The organism is Nocardioides daeguensis (assembly GCF_019192965.1).
In the GTDB taxonomy this organism is placed as follows: domain Bacteria; phylum Actinomycetota; class Actinomycetes; order Propionibacteriales; family Nocardioidaceae; genus Nocardioides; species Nocardioides daeguensis.
This window is the reverse complement of sequence record NZ_JAHTKU010000024.1, coordinates 1-17,882: the sequence shown is the minus strand read 5'-3', so window position 1 is coordinate 17,882 and position 17,882 is coordinate 1. Positions and strand designations below refer to the sequence as shown.

16 protein-coding genes and 1 other RNA gene are annotated in these 17,882 nt (G+C 71.7%); 12 read left to right on the top strand and 5 right to left on the bottom strand.

Features of this window, described 5'->3' with window-relative positions:
• Positions 1 to 13 precede the first annotated feature (13 nt).
• Positions 14 to 3,880, bottom strand: coding sequence for a beta strand repeat-containing protein (locus KU893_RS19485; protein WP_218236059.1), 3,867 nt, complete (start codon positions 3,878 to 3,880; stop codon positions 14 to 16).
• Positions 3,881 to 4,086: 206 nt separating this feature from the next.
• Between KU893_RS19485 and prfB the strand changes: the two genes are divergently transcribed.
• Positions 4,087 to 5,205: a peptide chain release factor 2 gene (prfB, locus tag KU893_RS19480; protein ID WP_218236058.1), complete on the top strand. Its 1,119-nt coding sequence runs from the start codon at positions 4,087 to 4,089 to the stop codon at positions 5,203 to 5,205.
• 6 nt (positions 5,206 to 5,211) lie between these two features.
• On the opposite strand, the gene KU893_RS19475 is transcribed toward prfB, so the two are convergent.
• Both KU893_RS19475 and KU893_RS19470 read right to left on the bottom strand, forming a co-directional pair.
• Entirely contained in the window at positions 5,212 to 6,996 is a 1,785-nt protein-coding gene (locus KU893_RS19475) for a zinc-dependent metalloprotease family protein (RefSeq protein ID WP_218236057.1), read from the bottom strand.
• Positions 6,997 to 7,090: 94 nt separating this feature from the next.
• Positions 7,091 to 7,726: a hypothetical protein gene (locus KU893_RS19470; RefSeq protein WP_218236056.1), complete on the bottom strand. Its 636-nt coding sequence runs from the start codon at positions 7,724 to 7,726 to the stop codon at positions 7,091 to 7,093.
• Between the two features lie 117 nt (positions 7,727 to 7,843).
• On the opposite strand from KU893_RS19470, the gene ftsE reads away from it, so the two are divergent.
• The 6 genes from ftsE (at position 7,844) to KU893_RS19440 (ending at position 13,237) form a co-directional block, all read left to right on the top strand.
• Positions 7,844 to 8,533, top strand: a complete 690-nt coding sequence (gene ftsE / locus KU893_RS19465) for a cell division ATP-binding protein FtsE (RefSeq protein ID WP_218236055.1) — start codon at positions 7,844 to 7,846, stop codon at positions 8,531 to 8,533.
• A 38-nt stretch (positions 8,534 to 8,571) separates the two neighbouring features.
• A complete protein-coding gene (gene ftsX / locus KU893_RS19460) occupies positions 8,572 to 9,519 on the top strand; it encodes a permease-like cell division protein FtsX (RefSeq protein ID WP_218236054.1) in 948 nt (315 codons plus the stop codon).
• Positions 9,520 to 9,574: 55 nt separating this feature from the next.
• The gene (locus KU893_RS23725; RefSeq protein ID WP_218236053.1) at positions 9,575 to 10,873 is read left to right on the top strand and encodes a peptidoglycan DD-metalloendopeptidase family protein; all 1,299 of its coding nucleotides are present in this window, start codon (positions 9,575 to 9,577) and stop codon (positions 10,871 to 10,873) included.
• Between the two features lie 44 nt (positions 10,874 to 10,917).
• On the top strand, positions 10,918 to 11,421 hold the full coding sequence (smpB, locus tag KU893_RS19450; RefSeq protein ID WP_218236052.1) for an SsrA-binding protein SmpB: 504 nt from the start codon (positions 10,918 to 10,920) through the stop codon (positions 11,419 to 11,421).
• Positions 11,414 to 12,325 carry an amidohydrolase family protein gene (locus tag KU893_RS19445; RefSeq protein WP_218236051.1) on the top strand — a complete coding sequence of 304 codons (912 nt, stop codon included), beginning with the start codon at positions 11,414 to 11,416 and terminating at the stop codon, positions 12,323 to 12,325. Before smpB ends, KU893_RS19445 begins: the two co-directional genes overlap by 8 nt.
• 72 nt (positions 12,326 to 12,397) lie before the next feature.
• Positions 12,398 to 13,237: a trypsin-like serine protease gene (locus KU893_RS19440; RefSeq protein ID WP_218236050.1), complete on the top strand. Its 840-nt coding sequence runs from the start codon at positions 12,398 to 12,400 to the stop codon at positions 13,235 to 13,237.
• A gap of 64 nt (positions 13,238 to 13,301) precedes the next feature.
• Here the strand turns inward: KU893_RS19440 and ssrA are convergent.
• Positions 13,302 to 13,671, bottom strand: a transfer-messenger RNA (tmRNA) gene (ssrA, locus tag KU893_RS19435).
• Positions 13,672 to 13,849: 178 nt separating this feature from the next.
• Here ssrA and KU893_RS19430 point away from each other — a divergent pair.
• Complete coding sequence (locus KU893_RS19430) at positions 13,850 to 14,011, top strand: GPGG-motif small membrane protein (RefSeq protein ID WP_218236049.1); 162 nt, start codon at positions 13,850 to 13,852, stop codon at positions 14,009 to 14,011.
• Between the two features lie 38 nt (positions 14,012 to 14,049).
• On the opposite strand, the gene KU893_RS19425 is transcribed toward KU893_RS19430, so the two are convergent.
• Positions 14,050 to 14,817, bottom strand: coding sequence for a thioesterase family protein (locus KU893_RS19425; RefSeq protein ID WP_218236048.1), 768 nt, complete (start codon positions 14,815 to 14,817; stop codon positions 14,050 to 14,052).
• A 64-nt stretch (positions 14,818 to 14,881) separates the two neighbouring features.
• Between KU893_RS19425 and KU893_RS19420 the strand changes: the two genes are divergently transcribed.
• The 4 genes from KU893_RS19420 (at position 14,882) to KU893_RS19405 (ending at position 17,787) form a co-directional block, all read left to right on the top strand.
• Positions 14,882 to 15,316: a hypothetical protein gene (locus tag KU893_RS19420; RefSeq protein ID WP_218236047.1), complete on the top strand. Its 435-nt coding sequence runs from the start codon at positions 14,882 to 14,884 to the stop codon at positions 15,314 to 15,316.
• A gap of 63 nt (positions 15,317 to 15,379) precedes the next feature.
• Positions 15,380 to 16,531: a glycerophosphodiester phosphodiesterase gene (locus tag KU893_RS19415; RefSeq protein ID WP_246592925.1), complete on the top strand. Its 1,152-nt coding sequence runs from the start codon at positions 15,380 to 15,382 to the stop codon at positions 16,529 to 16,531.
• Positions 16,532 to 16,561: 30 nt separating this feature from the next.
• Positions 16,562 to 16,975 carry an HIT family protein gene (locus KU893_RS19410; RefSeq protein ID WP_218236046.1) on the top strand — a complete coding sequence of 138 codons (414 nt, stop codon included), beginning with the start codon at positions 16,562 to 16,564 and terminating at the stop codon, positions 16,973 to 16,975.
• 41 nt (positions 16,976 to 17,016) lie between these two features.
• A complete protein-coding gene (locus KU893_RS19405; RefSeq protein WP_218236045.1) occupies positions 17,017 to 17,787 on the top strand; it encodes an SDR family NAD(P)-dependent oxidoreductase in 771 nt (256 codons plus the stop codon).
• The last annotated feature ends 95 nt before the right edge of the window (positions 17,788 to 17,882 follow it).

Sequence of the window (17,882 nt, the reverse complement as noted above, 5' to 3'; positions counted from 1 at the left end):
ATGGGAGCACGCCTCACTTCAGGATGGCGCCGTGCGCCGTGGAGGAGAGGTGGTTGGCGTCACCGGCGTAGGTGACGTTGTAGCCACCGAGCAGGGTGAGCTGCAGGATCTGGGTCGCCGCGTTGCAGGTGGCGAACCCGGACTCGTTGGTCACCGTGGTGCAGACGAGCTTCGCGCCCACCCGGAACTCCAGCGGTACGCCGGCCAACGGGCTGCCGCCCGCCGTGACCGTCGCGCGCAGCTGGCCCAGTGGCAGCAGGAGCGGGGTCAGCGACACGATCGCCGGCGTCGCCTGGATCGCGGTCGGCTGCTTGGCCACCGTGATGCTGCGGGCACCGGAGGTGCTGGCGCCGAAGCGGTTGGTGCCGGCGTACTCCGCCTTGATCGCGTGGCTGCCCGCGCCGAGACCGGAGACCGTCACGCTGGCCACCGCGGTGTCGTTCGCCGCGGCGGCGAGGCTGGCCGTCGCGACGACCTGCCCGTTCTCGGTGAAGGTCACGGTGCCGGTCGGGGAGCCGAGGCGCCCCGCCGCCGGGGTGACGGTCGCGGTCAGCGTCACCGCGTCGCCGAAGACCGCGAAGTCGCGGTCGATCGCCAGCGTGGAGGAGGTGTTGATCCGCTCGACCGCCTGGGTCAGCTGGGCGGTGCCGGAGCCGTAGCGCAGGTCGCCGGAGTAGAGCACCGTCACGGTGTGGCTGCCCGGGGCCAGGTCGGAGACAGCGGCGCTGGTGGCGGCGCCGTCGACGAGCGCGACCGCTGCGCCGACGGCCAGGCCGTCGACCGCGAACTGCACGAAGCCGGACGGGGTGGCGCCCGCGGCGGAGGTGACCTCGGCCGAGAACCGCACCTCCTCGCCCACGCCGGAGGCGGGAGCCGAGGAGCTGAGCGCCACCTGCGCGGTGGCGGTCGTGACCGACTGGGTCACGATCGCCCCGCTGCCGGAGAAGCCCGGTGCGCCGACGAAGCTCGCGATGACGGTGTGGTCGCCGGGCTGCATCGTGGCGACGGCCGCGCTGACCGCGACGCCGTCCTCGACGGTGACCGGACCTCCGACGTCGTGACCGTCCACCGAGAACTGCACGGTGCCGGCCGGGGTGTCGCCGTCGGCGGTCACGGTGGCGCGGAAGCTCACCGGCTCGCCGTACGTCGACGGCTGGGCGCTCGAGCTGAGCGTGGTCGTGGTGGCCACGACCGCGGTGCCCGCGATCACCGTGTGGGTGAGCGCCTCCGACTCGCTGGCCAGGTAGTCGGCGTCGCCGGCGTAGCGGGCCGTGACCTGGTGGGCGCCCGGAGCGAGGTCGTCGACGTCGAGGGTGGCGACGCTGCCCGCGCCGGAGGCGGCCAGCGGGACGGCGCCGAGCGGGCTGCCGTCGGCGTAGAAGGTGACCGTCCCGGTCGGGGTGCCGGAGCCGGGGCTGACCGCGGCGACCGACGCGGTCAGCTGGACGTTCTCGTCCTGGACCGACGGCGACGGGTTGGCCTGCACCAGCGTGCTGGTCGAGGCCGGGTCCACCACCTGGGCGAGCTGGTCGGTCCCGGGCAGGTACTGCCCGGTGCCGGCGTAGCGGGCCTCGACGGTGTGGGTGCCGGCTCCGAGCGTGGTCAGTGGCGCGAAGGCGGCCACGCCGCCCTCGAGGGCCACTGGGCTGCCCGTGGGCGTGCCGTCCACGACGAGCTGGACCGCGCCGGTGGGGGTTCCGCCTCCGGGCGCCTGGACGGCGACGGTCGCGGTGTAGCTGACCGTCTCGCCGCTGAGCGTCGGGTTGGCCGAGGCGCCGAGGTCGACGTCGACGGCCGCCTTGGCGACCGTCACGGTGCGCGGGGACGCTGCGCTGCCGGCGTACACGTCGTCGCCGGTGTAGGTCGCGACCACGGGGTTGGCGCCGACCGGGAGGTCGGCGACGGTGAGCGAGGCCGTGCCGTCCGGCGCGACGCCGGCACGGCCGACCTCGGTGCCCTCCACGGTGAACACGACGTCACCGGTCGGGGTGCCGGTACCGGTCGAGACGCTCGCCGACAGGGTGACCGGCTGACCGTGGACGGCCGAGGCCGGGGAGACCGTCGAGGAGGTGCTGGTGGCCAGCAGCGGCTCGCGGACGCGGAAGGTGACCGGGCTCGAGGTGCTGGCGGTGTTGTCGCCCGAGCCGCTGTAGGTGGCGGTCACGGTGTGGTAGCCCAGGCCGAGCGTCGACAGGGCGCCGCTGGTGGCCTGGGCGCCGCTCAGCGGGACCGGTGCGCCGAAGTCGGAGCCGTCGACGTTGAACGAGACGGCCCCGGTGGGGGTGGCGCCGTGCTGCGCCGTCACGCTCGCGGTGAAGCGGACCGGGTCGCCGACGGTGACCACCGAGGGATCCGCGCTCACCGTGGTGGTGGTGGCGATGGTGCCGACGGAGAACGGCGTGCTGACCGAGGCGGCCTCGAGGCCGCCGCTGCCGGCGTACGACGCGGTCAGCGTCGTGCTCCGGGGCGGCCCGGCGACCGAGATCTGGGTCTCCGCGACGCCGGCGGCGTCGGTGGTGGCGGTGGCGCTCGCGCCGTCAGGGAGGCTGAAGGTCACGCTGCGCCCGGCGACGTCGCCCCCGGTGAGGTCGGCGAGCACGGCACGGACGGTCGTGGTGCTGCCCTGGGGCGCCGAGGTGGTGCCGGTGTAGGTCAGGGTGCTGCAGTTCTTGGGCGTCACGACCAGGGTGGCGGCGTTGGTCGCAGTGCCGGCGCTGACCAGCACGCCCCAGCTTCCGCGGGCGCCGTTCTTCTCCAGCCCGTCTGCCTGCGCCGGCGCGGTGAGGGTCGCGGTGAAGTTGCCGCCGGTGGTGGTGGAGGTGGTGACGGTGGTCATCTGGCCGGGCGTGGCGGGCGACTTGTCCAGGCTCACCGTGACCGGGATGCCGGCGGCGCCGGTGCTGAGCCGGCCGGTGACGGCCACCTCGCCGCCCGCGCACGTCAGGGACGGAGTGATCGTCGTGCTCACGGTGGTCGAGGACGCGGGCGTCGAGGACGCGGACAGCTTGCGGTCCAGGGTGAGGGTCGCGCCGTCGAGGGGGAGCTTGAGGTACTCCTGCGCGTCGTTGCGGTGCGCCGGCGACCACCAGTGCGTGCTGACGAGCTGGCCGTCGGCGCTCTGCGAGTGCACGCGCCGGGTGGCGATGCTGCCGGCCGGAACGCTGATGCTGGCGTTGGTCACGGCCGCGGGGGCGTCGAGGGCGAACACGCCGTCGAAGGTGTCGGCGCCGCTGCCGTAGCTGCCGGCGTCGTAGCTGAATCCGCCGTTGTAGTCGACGTCGACGTCGTTGTGCCATGCCTGGCCGGCCTCGACCGGGAAGTCGATGGCGCGCCAGCCGCCGCGGGGGGTCATCACGAGGTCGACGGTGGCCGTGATGTTGGTCGAGAGGATCGAGACCGACGCCTTCGCGTTGAGGTTCTGGCGCTGCTGCTCCTGCAGGAGCGCGAGGTCGGAGCGGCGGACGTACCGCGTGCCGCTCACGGACCCGGAGAAGTTGCCGAGGGTCGCGTTGCCGACGCCGTCCACCGCGGCGGTTCCACCGCCACCGGTGATCGTGCCGCTGATGTTCAGCTTGTAGGCGCTCTGGCCCTGGAAGCTCTCGATGCCGGCGACGGAATAGGTGACGTTCTCGTTGATCGTGACGTCGGCGGTGTCCGCGGTGTAGCGGAAGGTCGTCTGGTAGGTCCACGACCACCCGGGGTTCCACGTCGCGACGTCGTCGCCGGTGGCCTGGGCCGCCTGGACCGGCGGCGCGGCGGCGACCAGTCCGGCGACGATGGTCGCCAGGACGCTGAGCCAGGCCATGCGTCGTCGGAACGCGCGGTGCGGGCGTCGCCGCCCGCTGGGCAGGAGTGTGTTGTCGATCGGCGCAGGGAGCATGCGTCACCGTCCCGTGAGGAGGGGGTGCCACCCGAGAAGGACGGACACGGGGACCGTGTGGCGGAGGGAGTGAGCGGGATTCAAGCAGGTTGTGACGCGTCGTACACGGGTTTTGTGAGAAGGGTTCACGTTTTCTTTAACCTTCGCTCGGTGTCGGTGGTGCCCCGGCTGCGTGATTCCGCGTGCGCGCCGTAACCTTGCTCCTTGTGGCAGGCCCCGACTACGACGCCGAGATCAAGCAGCTGACTGCGACGATGCACACCATCGAGCAGGTCCTCGACCTGCCGAAGATGGAGCGTGAGATCGCCGACCTCGGCGAGCAGGTGGCTGCCCCCGACCTCTGGGACGACCAGGCCAACGCCACCCGGGTCACCGGACGGCTCTCCTCGCTGCAGGGCCAGGTCGAGCGCTTCCGTGGCCTGCAGCAGCGTATCGAGGACCTCGGCGTCCTCGCCGAGCTCGCTGCCGAGGAGGGCGACGCCGACACCCTGGCCGAGGCCGACGCCGAGCTCGTCCGGGTCAAGGCCGCCGTGGAGGGCCTCGAGGTCCGCACCCTGCTCTCCGGCGAGTACGACGAGCGCGAGGCGATCGTCACGATCCGCTCCGGCGCCGGCGGTGTCGATGCCGCGGACTTCGCCGAGATGCTGATGCGGATGTACACCCGCTGGGCCGAGCGCAACAAGTACCCGGTCGAGGTCTACGACGTCTCCTACGCCGAGGAGGCCGGCATCAAGTCGGCCGAGTTCGCGATCCATGCGCCGTACGCCTACGGCACCCTCTCCGTCGAGGTCGGCACCCATCGCCTGGTCCGGATCAGCCCCTTCGACAACCAGGGCCGCCGCCAGACGTCCTTCGCCGCTGTCGAGGTCGTGCCCCAGCTCGAGCAGACCGACGAGATCGAGGTCGACGAGAACGACATCCGCACCGATGTCTTCCGCTCCGGCGGTCCCGGCGGCCAGTCGGTCAACACCACCGACTCTGCGGTCCGCCTCACCCACATCCCCACCGGCATCGTCGTGTCCTGCCAGAACGAGAAGTCGCAGCTGCAGAACAAGGCCGCCGCGATGATCGTCCTCAAGGCCAAGCTCCTCGCCAAGAAGAAGGCCGAGGAGGCCGCGCTCAAGAAGGACCTCAAGGGCGACGTCGCCGCCAGCTGGGGCGACCAGATGCGCAACTACGTCCTCAACCCGTACCAGATCGTCAAGGACCTGCGCACCGGCTACGAGACCGGCAACCCGCAGCCCGTCTTCGACGGCGAGATCGACGGCTTCCTCGAGGCCGGCATCCGCTGGCGCCGCGGCGCCGAGCAGGCGCAGGAGAGCTGATCCGGCTCAGCGGGCCTTCGCGGCCGCTGACCGCGGGCTGAACGATCCCCAGCCGAGGTCGTTGCGGGCCTTGACCCGCACGGCCCAGCGACCCTTGCGGGGCAGGACCAGGTCGGCGGTCGTCGCGGCGCCGGACAGCACGCCCGTCTTCTTGCGGGAGAGCACCCGGCCGCGGGCGTCGAGGCGGTAGGCCTGAAGGACGTAGCCGGTGATCCGGCCGCCGCCGGCGGCGGGCGGTGTCCAGGTGGCACCGATCGTGATCCGGCCGCCGCGAGCGCCCTTCCGCACGGAAGGCGCGGGCGGGGTGCCGGGTCGCGAGGTGGGTGTGCCCACGGGATCGGCGACCGGGTCGGGGTCGCCGGAGGGGTCGAAGGGGATCTCGGTCGGCGGGGGCACGGGGATGCCGGAGCCGCCGGCGCACCCGGCCATGAGGAGCTGGTAGCTGCCGAGGGAGCCGTAGTCGTCGTACCCGCCGCTGCCCCACGCGCCGGCGCCGCCGGCCCCCGAGCCGCCGCCCGACACCGCCAGGTAGTAGGGGCCGCCGGTGAGCGCGACGTTGAGGGAGGCGCCGAGGCCGCTGATGCCGGACGTGGTCCTGGTCGTCTGCGGGGCGTTGGAGACCATCACGTTGCCGGCGGCGTTGCGCAGCTCGAGGGTGATGTCGAGGTTCGGGCCGAGCGCGGCCGGAGAGGCGGTGGCGTTGAGCGTGCCCGTGCAGTCGGTGAGGGCGTACCAGTCGCTGTCCGACGGGCTGGAGATGATGCCCCCGCTGTCGGGCAGGGTCGTCAGCGCCGCGGCCGTCGCCGGGGTGCTGCCCGCCTCGTCGGTGCGCGGCGCGAGTCCGTGCGCACCGATGACCGCCAGGTCGTCCTGCTGGTTGTTGGCACCGGTGTAGTCGCCCTTCGACCACTGGGTGACTGCCGAGGAGTAGGGGCTGCCCATGATCGGGCCCCACAGCGAGTTCCCCGCGTAGTAGCCGCTGGTGCCGGAGCCGTCGTGCGAGAGGCCGAGGGTGTGCCCCGCCTCGTGCGAGGCGGCCTCGGCCATGTTCTTCGCCTTCTGGGCGAGCGAGGACGGGAACACCCAGGCCGGGCTGTGCTGCTCGCCGCCGGAGGAGATCTCGTCGTAGGTGCCGATCCAGGCGATGCCGCCGCAGCCGCCGCCGCACAGCTGGGTCTGGACGCCGGTGTCGTTGGTGAACGCCACCCGGGCGCCGTACGTCGGATCGTTGCTCGAGACCCGGAACAGGCCGCCGTACAGCGGCTCCTGGGTGGTGACGTCGACGTCCCAGGGGGCGAAGTCCTCGGCGACCCGGGCCCAGACCTCGCGGATCACGGACTGCTCGCTGTCGGAGAACAGCAGGGACAGCCCGTCCATCGACCAGCCACCGAACAGCAGGCTGTTGAGCCCGTTGAGGAGCCACGAGTTGGTGGCGAGCAGGCTGCCGCCGTCGAAGTCGAGGTAGATGCTGCGCGACGCACCGGGGCGGCTGTGCAGGGAGAAGGTGCCGACGCTCGCCGTGGCGGCGAGGGTCTCGGCGACGGCGGGTGACGGGGTGTCCGAGGCGCTCGACGACGCAACGTCGGTCGGCGGCTGCCACTCGTCGACGGCGAACAGGGTGCCGTCGGTGGCGACGTCCACCGACGGGTCGGTGGCGAGCAGGTGCTGCTCGGCGGCGGTGAGTCCGGGGACGTCGGGCTCGGGCGCCGCGGCGGCCGGCAGCGCGAGCGCGCCGACGGCGAGTGCCAGGCCGGCGAGTCCGAGAGTGCCTCTGCGCAGGACGTGCTGCATGAAGACACGATCGGTCGGCCGGGGGGCCGCGCTGACGGGTCGCCGGCGCGATCAGGACGATGGTCCCGGCAAGTCTGGCCGATCGGTCAGACGGTCAGGTGAGCGGCACCGACGCCGCCTGCGCGACCGCCACGCACCAGCGCCCCGCCCGGTCGACGAGGTCGTCCTGGGCGACGTCGGCGGGCAGGCTCAGGCTGCACGCCAGCCACGCGTCGCCGAACAGGCCGCGGAAGGACACGGTCTGCGCGCCGTCGCCGGCGCACAGCATCCCCGCGGACGGTGTCCCGTACGCCGGCGCGGAGGCGAGCGCCGTACAGGTCTTGGGGAGCGCCGCATTCACCATGGCCTGCGCCGCGTCCGCGGTCACGGGCGGCGCGAACACCCATCCCCGCGCCTCGCCGGCGACGGTGGTGTCGGTGGGCGAGAAGCGGCACCCGTACTCGTGGGCGACGTCGCCGGCCGGGAAGGCGTCGGACTGCTCCCCGTTGTCGTACGCCGCCAGCGTGGCCTCGCCGCCGAGCGCCTGCTTCACCGCGGCCGCGGGCACGAGGTCGCAGAACGGTGCGCGCTGCACGACGGCCTTCGTCGTATCGAAGTCGGCCAGGGGAGTGGCCCGGTAGGCGGCGGGCTCGCGCGAGAGCGTGACGTCGCCGGAACGAGCGACCCCGACGGCGACGGTTGCGATCGTGATCACCGCTGAGAGGAGCAGCGCACGCAGGACCGTCGGCACGGACGTCACCCTACCGACGTGGTGTCTGGACCCGGCGACGTGACGTGCCCGACGTGCCCACGACCCACCGGGGACGCGTCCACCGGTCACCTTCGGGCGTCGCGTACCGTCAGGTCAGTGATTCGCTTCGAGAAGGTCACCAAGCGCTACCCCGGGCCCGGCCGGCCGGCGCTCGACCAGGTCACCCTCGACATCGACAAGGGCGAGTTCGTCTACCTCGTCGGGACCTCGGGCTCCGGCAAGTCGACGGCGCTGCGGCTGGTGCTGCGCGAGCTGCGCCCGACCACCGGACGCGTGTACGTCGCCGGCAAGGAGATCAACCGGATGGCGGGGTGGAAGGTGCCGCGGCTGCGGCGCCAGATCGGCACCGTGTTCCAGGACTTCCGACTGCTGCCCAACAAGACCGTCGCGGAGAACGTCGCCTTCGCCCAGCAGGTGATCGGGAAGTCGCGCCGCGAGATCGCCAAGGTCGTGCCCGAGACGCTCGAGCTGGTGGGGCTCAAGGACAAGGGCGACCGGATGCCCGACGAGCTCTCCGGCGGCGAGCAGCAGCGGGTGGCGATCGCCCGCGCGTTCGTCAACCGCCCGATGATCCTCATCGCCGACGAGCCGACCGGCAACCTCGACCCGGCCACGTCCGTCGGCATCATGAACCTCCTCGGTGACATCAACCAGACCGGTACGACGGTCGTGATGGCCACCCACGACCACGGCATCGTCGACCAGTTCACCAAGCGGGTGATCGAGCTCGACCACGGCAAGGTCGTGCGCGACGAGGCGTCCGGCAGCTACGGCTTCCAGCACTGACCCGGATCCGATCCAGCCCGATCCAGAGAGCCTTCCTCATGCAGCTGCGCTACGTCTTCACCGAGCTCCGCACCGGCCTGCGTCGCAACCTGTCGATGCACCTCGCGGTGATCCTCACCCTCTTCGTGTCCCTGTCCTTGGCGGGCATCGGCATCCTCGTCCAGCGCGAGGCCACCGTCGCCCGCGACAGCCTGGGCGACGAGCTGAAGATCCTCGTCAACCTGTGCACCGACGACGACCCCTCCCACAGTCCCAACTGCGCCAGCGGCGAGGTCACCGCCGACCAGCAGCAGCGGATCGAGAAGGAGATCGAGGACAGCGACGAGGTCGCCTCCTTCACCTTCCAGTCGAAGCAGGAGGGCTACGAGCGCGCCTACGAGCAGGCCAAGCGCAGCAACACGCAGGCCGCCTTCGAGGGACCCGACCCGGTCGTCACCGTGGAGCGGTGGCCGGCGGCGTACTGGGTGACCCTCAAGACGCCCGAGCGCGCCGACGGCATCATCAGCGCCCTCGAGGGCCTCGACGGGGTCTCGGTGATCAAGGACCAGCGCAAGGCGCTGGGGCAGATCTTCGGGATCATGACCGTCCTCAAGTACGGCTCGTGGATCGGCGCGGGCTTCCTGCTGTTCGCGGCACTGCTGCAGGTCACCAACACGATCCGGCTCGCGGCCCTGGCCCGGCGCCGGGAGATCGCGATCATGCGCCTGGTCGGTGCCTCGACGCTCTACATCGCGCTGCCGTTCCTCCTCGAGGCGCTGGTGGCCGCGATCGTGGGCGTGGCGCTGGCGGCCGGCGTGCTCGCGGCGTTCCAGCACTGGGGTGTCGAGCAGGCGCTGTCCGACCACGTCGAGTTCCTGCCGTGGGTCGACTGGAACGACTACCTGCAGGCGCTGTTCGGGCTGTTCCCGCCGGGCATCGTGCTCCTCGGCCCGGCGCTCACGCTGATCCCGACACTCCTGCTGACCCGCAAATACGTCAAAGTCTGACCCTCGGCGACTACGGTCGAGGGGTTCACTTCCCCGAACACCGATTGGTCTGACTGTGCGCTTCTTCCCCAGCGCCCCGTGGCTGCGCCGTACCCTCGACCGGCTGCCCGTGTGGGCCCATCCCCAATGGCTGGTGACCGCTGTCGCCGCCCTCGTCGCCGTGGCGGGGCTGGCGATGCCGCTCGCCCACGCCGACGACCGCGACGACCTGAAGAACAAGCAGGACCACGTCAAGGGCGAGATCGCCAGCGTCAAGGGCGAGATCCACGAGGCCAGCCAGAAGGTCGCGAAGATCGCCCGTCGCCTCGAGGAGGCCGAGGCGGCGCTGGGTCGGGCCCGTGACCGGCTCGCGTCGGTGCAGGCCGACCTCGGCGAGGCCCAGGCCGCTGCCGCGGCGCTCGCGACCCAGCTCGCCGACGCGCAGAACAAGCTCGCCGTCGCCCGGGCCGCGCTGGCTCAGGCTCGCGCCGACGTCGCCGCGCAGCGCGACGCCAGCCGCGACACCCTGATCGGACTGGCCCAGCAGGGCGACGCGCGGCTGGCCCTGCTGGCGGCGTACGCCGACGCGGGGACGATCGAGGACGTGCTGATGGGGGAGACGACCAACGAGCTCGTCGTCGGCCGCCAGAACGACGCGCTGGTGGCGCTCGTCGCCGCCGAGGACGCGCTCGAGGAGCAGCGGGCCGCGGTCCGCGCCGCCCGCGACGAGGTCGCCGCCGCCAAGGCCGCCGCCGACGCCAACGTCGCCCGCGTGGCCGCGCTGGTCGAGCAGGCCGCCGCCACCGAGAACAAGGTGGCGGGCCTGGTCGCCCGCAACAAGGGCCTGCGCAAGGAGGTCCTCGCCGCCCGCGAGGCCGACCGTGCCGCGCTGCGCCGCCTCGAGAAGCGCGAGGCGGCGATCCGGCAGAAGATCATCGAGCTGTCGAAGAAGCAGGGCGGCAGCTACAACGGCGACACCTCCGGCCTGCTCGCCCGCCCCGGCCCGGGCCCGGTGACCTCGCCGTACGGCTACCGGATCCACCCGATCTACGGCTACTGGGGCCTGCACAACGGCACCGACTTCGGCACCGGCTGCGGCGCCGCGCTGTGGGCCGGGGAGTCCGGCACGGTGATCGACGAGTACTACGACGAGATCTACGGCAACCGGCTCTACCTTGCCATCGGCAAGGTCAACGGCGCCGACATCGTGCTCGTCTACAACCACCTCAGCAAGTACGCCGTGCGCGAGGGCGCCAAGGTCGCCCGCGGCCAGGTCGTCGGGTACTCCGGGTCCACCGGCTGGTCCACCGGCTGCCACCTGCACTTCATCGTGATGCGCAACGGCGACACCGTGGACCCGATGCAGTACCTGTGACGCCCGAGCGCATATCCGGTTGCCGTCCCTGAGAGAATCGGTCCATGGCCAAGAAGTCGGGTGCGAAGCAGGAGGACGCGAGCGGGCGCAAGCTCGTCGCGTCCAACAAGAAGGCGCGCCACGACTACCACATCGAGGACACCTTCGAGGCCGGCCTGGTGCTCCAGGGCACCGAGGTGAAGTCGCTGCGGATGGGCCGCGCCAGCCTGGTCGACGGCTTCGTCGACATCGAGGGCGGCGAGGCCTGGCTGCACGGCGTCCACATCCCCGAGTACGCCCAGGGCACCTGGACCAACCACGCCGCCCGCCGCAAGCGCAAGCTGCTCCTCAACCGCGTCGAGATCGACAAGATCGAGCGCAAGGTCAGCGAGAAGGGCCACACCGTCATCCCGCTGTCGCTCTACTTCGTCAAGGGGCGGGCCAAGATCGAGATCGGTCTCGCCAAGGGCAAGAAGTCGTGGGACAAGCGGCAGGCCATCGCCGAGCGCACGGCCGACCGCGAGAAGCAGGAGGCGATCGGTCGCCGGCTCAAGGGCATGAGTGACTGAGCCCGCCCCCGAGACCGGCGCGGCCGACGCCGCGGCGGTGCGCGCGTTCTGGGAGCCGCTCGGGCTGCCCGGGCTGGTCGACCTGCACACCCACTTCCTGCCGCCCAACATCCAACGGGCGGTGTGGCGGGTCTTCGACGAGGCCGGCCCGAAGATCGGCCGGCCCTGGCCGATCCGCTACCGCGCGTCGCACGAGGAGCGGATCGACCTGCTGCGTGCCTTCGGGGTCCGCGCCTTCCCGACCCATCCCTACGCCCACAAGCCGGGCGTGGCGTCGTACCTCAACGCCTGGTCGGGCGACTTCGCCGCCACCGCGCCGGAGATCCTGCGCTCGGCCACCTTCTACCCCGAGCCCGAGGCGGAGAAGTACGTCGCCGAGCTGGTCGACGACGGCGTGCGGATGTTCAAGATCCACCTCCAGGTGGGGGAGTTCGTCGCCGACGACCCGGTCCTGGACCCGGTCTGGGGAGTCCTCGAGGACGCCGGGACGCCGGTGACGGTGCATGCCGGGTCGGGGCCGGTCGGCAACGAGTTCACGGGTCCCGACTCGGTGGCTCGCCTGCTGCGCAGGCACCCGCGGCTGCGGCTGTTCATCGCCCACATGGGCGCGCCGGAGTACGAGGACTTCCTCGTCCTGGCCGAGTCCTACCCGAACGTGCACCTGGACACCACGATGGTGTTCACCGACTTCTTCGACCAGGACGGCGCCTACCCCGGCGACCTGCTGCCGCGGCTGCGGGACCTGCAGCCCAAGGTGCTGCTCGGCTCGGACTTCCCGACGATCCCGTATCCCTACCACCACCAGCTCGACGGCCTCGCGCGCCTCGAGCTCGGCGACGACTGGTTGCGCGACGTGTGCTGGCACAACGCCGTCCGGCTGGGGCTGGCTCCCTCAGATTGGTGACGTGGGCATCTTCCGCGGTGCCGCGGGAAGTGCTGGACTGAGGCGCGTCCCACCCCACCCCGAAGGAGAACCATGCGTACTCGTCTCCTGGCCCTCGCCGCCACCATCCTGGTCGGCCTGGGGCTCGTCGTACCCGCGTCCCCGGCGTCCGCCAGCACCGGCGGCACCGTCGACGGCGACACCCATCCCAACGTCGCGATGATCGCGTTCTACGACGCCGACGGCCGGTTCCGCTGCTCCGCCACCCTGGTCAGCCCGCGGGTCCTCGTCACCGCCGCCCACTGCACGTCGGGCACGCTCGGCAAGACCCTGGTCACCTTCGACAGCGTGGTCGCCGAGGCGCCGCCGTCGCCGCTCCCGGTCGCCGCGGACGTCACCGCCGGCTACACCGCAGCGGAGATCACCGCCGCGGGGTACCTCGCCGGCACGGCGTACACGCACCCGAACTACAGCAACTTCACCGACCTGGACAACTGGAACGACGTCGGCGTGGTCGTCCTGGACGAGGCGGTCGACATCGCGCCGGCCCCGCTCGCCCCGCTCAACGCCGCGGACGCGATCAAGCATCCCCGCAAGACCCTGTTCACCGCGGTCGGCTACGGCACCGAGGTGCGCCAGGCCGACGTGGGCTCGCAGAAGCCCACGCCGATGAGCTACCCGATCATCCGTCGCTACGTCGAGATGCCGGGCCAGAAGATCACGCCGCAGATCATCCAGACCAACGGCAACGAGAACGACCCGTTCGGCACCGGCGGCACCTGCTTCGGTGACTCCGGTGGCTCGCTGTGGCTCGACGGGGCGGTCGTCGGCGTGACGTCGTACGGCTACACCGCCAACTGCCGCTACATCGACGGCTACCAGCGCATCGACATCCCTGTCGTGGCGAGCTGGCTGGCCGGCTTCCTGAGCTGACCGGCCCGGACACGACGACGAGGCCCGTGGTCCGCGCGATGCGCGGGCCACGGGCCTCGTCGTGTCGTGGAGCTGCGGGGAATCGAACCCCGGTCCTCGAGCGCCGAGCCAGGTCTTCTCCGGGTGCAGTCCGTGCTGGCGTGTTCTCGGCCCCGACGCTCGCACGAACACGTCGTCGACAGGCCCAGTCAGGTTTGAGTCCCGATCAGCCACCCTGACGGCAGCTGGTCAGCAAGTCTCCTAGATGACGTCTGGATCCGGGACGGAGACGGATGCCCGGTCAGACGCTTCGATCACTGCTCAGGCAGCGAGAGCGAAGGAACTGCGCTTAGCGTTGGCAGTTATTGGTTTCCAGCGATCGTTTACGAGATGACGCTGGCTTCTCGACCCGCTTCCCCTGGAACAAACGTCCCAAGTCGAAACCGATCAGCCCCTCTTGAGTTGTGTCGACGTCAGTCTACTGACCCTCAACGACAAACGCCCACCGGATAATCCCGGACCGGCTGGTGGGCCTTCGTCTCGCCGTGCCGGCACCCGCCCGGGAGTGTGACGCCGGTGCCCGTGGGTACCGCCGGGAGACCCACAGACCGTGGGAGAGGGAAAGGAACAGTCATGGGCACGCTCTTGTGGATCGTCGCAGCCATCCTGGTCATCGCCGGCATCGTCACCCTGTTGCAGGGAGGCATCGTGCTCGGCATCGTGCTGATCGTCCTCGGCCTCCTGGTGGGGCCCGGAGGGGTCTCGATCTTCAACGGTCGCGGGCACACCGTCTGACCGGTCGACCAGTCAGCGGCTCACCGTCCGGCCCTCTGTCAGGGCCGGACGGTGAGCGTCTGGGCGATGGTGCCGAGCGGGCCGTTCTCGTCGTGCATCTTCGAGCTCGTCACGCCGATCCCGCCGGCACCGTAGGACTGCGTCGTGTCGAGGCCCAGCCAGCCCTCCGCCGGGCGGTGCAGGAAGTGGGCGGTCAGGTCGAGGTTGGGGAAGGCGACCTTCCCGGGGTCGGTGCGCACGGCGATGCCGTTGGTCACGTCGATCAGCCCGGCGACCGCGGCCAGCCGGCTGACCGGCTCGTCGGCGACCAGCTCGTGCGGGGTGCGGACCCAGACCATCGACCGACCCGGGCCGAGCTCCTTGCGGCGGACCTCGATCGACGCGATGAACCCGCCGGGCCACAGCCCCGCCATGTCCCAGGGCTCCATCTCGTCGTGGCCGGGGATCGAGGGCAGCTCCGTGCCGGCGAGCGGCGTGGTGTCGTAGGGCTCGACCAGCCAGGCCCGGAGCACCGCGACCGCCCGGCCGCCGTACGACGCCGTGGCCTGCACCAGCTCGATGGTCCGCCCGGGCCGGAGCACCTCCACGGCGACGTCGATCGGCTCGATCGGCACCGTGCCGAGGATGTCGTAGGACAGCCGGCTGATCACCAGGCCGTCGGAGCGGCGCGCGTCACGGTCACGCTCGACCTCGTGGGCGAGGACCCCGAGGGCCGGGGCGATGTGCTGGGTCGCGCGGTCCCAGGCGCCGCCCACGTGCTCGGTGGGGGAGAAGGTGTGCGGTGCAGTCCGGTGCCAGTACGCCACCGGACCATTCTCGCCGGTGGCGGTGCGCCGCCGTACCCCCGATCGGAGGGGGCATGATGCAGACATGTCCGCGTCGCTCGCCACCGCCACCGCTGCGTCCTTCGTCTGGCTGGGCATGGTGCTCGCGATCTCCTTCATCGAGGCGCCGGTCAAGTTCCGCGCCCCCGGCGTCAGCCTGAAGATCGGGCTGGGCATCGGCCGGCTGGTGTTCCGGGCGCTCAACGCCTGCGAGCTCGTGCTGGCCGTGCTGGTCGCGATCGCGCTGCTCGTCGGGGACCCGGGCCGCGGCGCCGCCACCGCGCTCGCCGTCGCGGTCGGCGCGTTGCTCGTCCAGCTCGTCCTGGTCCGCCCCGCGCTGACCCGCCGCTCCGACGCCGTCCTGGCCGCCCCTGAGGGCGTGACGGGACCGGGCTCCCGCGCACACCTGTGGTACGTCGGCGCCGAGGTCGTCAAGGTCGTCGCCCTGCTCGTCGGTGGCATCCTCCTGCTCGCCGACTGACGGCTGCCGGCGCTTCACCTTCCCCTCCCCGAGGGGCCACCTGCGGCTGGTCGGCTGGCAGTCATGACCCGGACGACCCTCCTCGGGAGGACCCTCATGGCTGCCACCACCACTGCCGTCGTCGCGCTCGGCGCCGCGACCGTCCCCGCCCAGGCCGCGCTCGGCCACGGCCACGCCCACGCCGAGCGCCACCACGGCGCCGAGCCCCTCGTGATCGCCCACCGCGGCGCGTCCGGATACCGCCCCGAGCACACCCTCGCGGCCTACCGGCTCGCCATCCGGATGGGCGCCGACTACGTCGAGCCCGACCTCGTGTCCACCAAGGACGGCGTCCTCGTCGCCCGCCACGAGAACGAGATCAGCGGCACCACCGACGTCGCCACCCACCCCGAGTTCGCCGACCGGCGCGCCACCCGGACCATCGACGGCGTGAGCGTCACCGGCTGGTTCACCGAGGACTTCACCCTCGCCGAGCTCAAGACCCTGCGCGCCAAGGAGCGGCTGCCGCAGGTCCGCCCGGACAACACCCGCTACGACGGCCAGCTCGAGATCCCCACGCTCGAGGAGGTCATCGCGCTGGTGAAGCGCGAGTCGGGCCGTACCGGCCGCACCATCGGCATCGCGCCCGAGACCAAGCACCCGTCGTACTTCGACTCGATCGGGCTCTCCCTCGAGGAGCCGCTCGTGCGGGCCCTGCGCCGCAACGGCCTGGACCGGCCGAACGCGAAGGTCGTCATCCAGTCCTTCGAGACCGGCAACCTGCGCCAGCTCGACACGATGACCCGGGTCCCGCTCGCGCAGCTCGTCGACGCCGGCGGCGCGCCGTACGACCTCAAGGCGGCTGGCTCGACCCGGACCTACGACGACCTGGTGATGCCCGCGGGCCTGGCCGACATCGCGACGTACGCCGAGTGGGTGGCGCCGGCGAAGAACCGGATCCTGCCCCGCGACGGCGCCGGTGCGATCGGCGCCCCGAGCAGCCTGGTGGCCGACGCCCACGCCGCCGGCCTGAAGGTCGTCACCTGGACGATGCGGGTCGAGAACCAGTTCCTGCCGACGAACCTCCGCATCGGCACCGACCCCAACGCGAAGGGCGACCTCGCCGGCGAGGTCGCGGCCTTCCTCGACGCGGGCGTCGACGCGCTGTTCTCCGACAACCCGGACCTCGCGGTCGCGACCCGTGACGGCTGGCTGGAGGGCGAGGGCGCGGCCTGAGTGTCGGCCCCAGGGCCTAGATTCGGCGGCATGGCGGACTGCGTCTTCTGCTCCATCGTTGCCGGCGACACCGAGGCCGAGGTCGTCCTCGACGAGCCCGACCTGTTCGCGTTCCTCGACCGCCGCCCCGTCTTCAAGGGCCACGTCCTGCTGGTGCCCCGGACCCACGTCGTCACGCTGCCCGACCTCCCGGCCGGGCAGCGTGACGGCTTCCTGGGCGCCGCGCAGCGCCTGGCGACCGCGGTGGTCGAGGGGCTCGGGGCGCAGGGCAGCTTCGTGGCGATGAACAACGTGGTCAGCCAGTCCGTGCCCCACCTGCACCTGCACGTCGTGCCCCGCACGAAGGGCGACGGGCTGCGCGGCTTCTTCTGGCCGCGCACGAAGTACGCCGCGGGGGAGGCGTTGGAGTATGCCGCCCGCCTGCGCGCCGCGCTGGCGTCGTAGGCTGCGCCCGATCGTCTACCCGAGTTGAGAGGTCAGCACCCATGGGTCGTTTCGACGGGCGAGTCGCCGTCATCACCGGAGCCGCACGAGGGATCGGGTTCGGCACCGCCAGCCGGTACGCCGAGGAGGGCGCATCGGTCGCGATCGTCGACCTCGACGAGGCCGCCGCTGCGGAGGCCGCCGCCAAGCTGCCCGTGGTCGAGGGGGCCAAGGCCATCGGGGTCGGCGCCAACGTCTCCGACGGCGCCTCGGTCGACGCCGCGATCGAGCGGGTCGTCACCGAGCTCGGCGGCATCCACATCCTGGTCAACAACGCGGGCATCACCCGCGACAACCTCCTGTTCAAGATGACCGAGGAGGACTGGGACCTGGTCATGGGCGTGCACCTCAAGGGCGCCTTCTTGATGACCAAGGCCGCGCAGAAGCACTTCGTGGAGCAGAAGTACGGCAAGGTCGTGAACATCTCCTCGATCTCCGCGCTCGGCAACCGCGGCCAGGCCAACTACTCGGCCGCCAAGATGGGCATCCAGGGCTTCACCCGGACCCTCGGCATCGAGCTGGGCCCGTTCGGCATCAACGTCAACGCCGTCGCGCCCGGCTTCATCGCCACCGAGATGACCGACGCCACCGCGGCCCGGCTCAAGCTCGACGTCGACGAGTTCCGCCGGCTCAACGCCGAGGCCAACCCGGTCAAGCGGGTCGGCTTCCCCGCCGACATCGCCGCCGCGGTGACCTTCCTGTCCAGCGACGAGGCGTCGTACATCACCGGCCAGACGCTGTACGTCGACGGCGGCATCTCGCTGGGCACCTGATCTGTCGCATCACCACCGAGTCGGGGGGGGGGGGGGGGGGGGCGGGGGGGGCGGACCCACCCCCCCGCCAAACAGAACCACGCCACGCCCGGCGC

Coding starts and splice junctions, on each gene's coding strand:
- KU893_RS19420 (WP_218236047.1), top strand. CDS start 14,882: ATGTCCGCGTCGCTCGCCACCGCCACCGCTGCGTCCTTCGTCTGGCTG.
- ftsX (WP_218236054.1), top strand. CDS start 8,572: ATGCAGCTGCGCTACGTCTTCACCGAGCTCCGCACCGGCCTGCGTCGC.
- KU893_RS19440 (WP_218236050.1), top strand. CDS start 12,398: ATGCGTACTCGTCTCCTGGCCCTCGCCGCCACCATCCTGGTCGGCCTG.
- KU893_RS19485 (WP_218236059.1), bottom strand. CDS start 3,880: ATGCTCCCTGCGCCGATCGACAACACACTCCTGCCCAGCGGGCGGCGA.
- KU893_RS19410 (WP_218236046.1), top strand. CDS start 16,562: ATGGCGGACTGCGTCTTCTGCTCCATCGTTGCCGGCGACACCGAGGCC.
- KU893_RS19430 (WP_218236049.1), top strand. CDS start 13,850: ATGGGCACGCTCTTGTGGATCGTCGCAGCCATCCTGGTCATCGCCGGC.
- smpB (WP_218236052.1), top strand. CDS start 10,918: ATGGCCAAGAAGTCGGGTGCGAAGCAGGAGGACGCGAGCGGGCGCAAG.
- KU893_RS19405 (WP_218236045.1), top strand. CDS start 17,017: ATGGGTCGTTTCGACGGGCGAGTCGCCGTCATCACCGGAGCCGCACGA.
- KU893_RS19415 (WP_246592925.1), top strand. CDS start 15,380: ATGACCCGGACGACCCTCCTCGGGAGGACCCTCATGGCTGCCACCACC.
- KU893_RS19475 (WP_218236057.1), bottom strand. CDS start 6,996: ATGCAGCACGTCCTGCGCAGAGGCACTCTCGGACTCGCCGGCCTGGCA.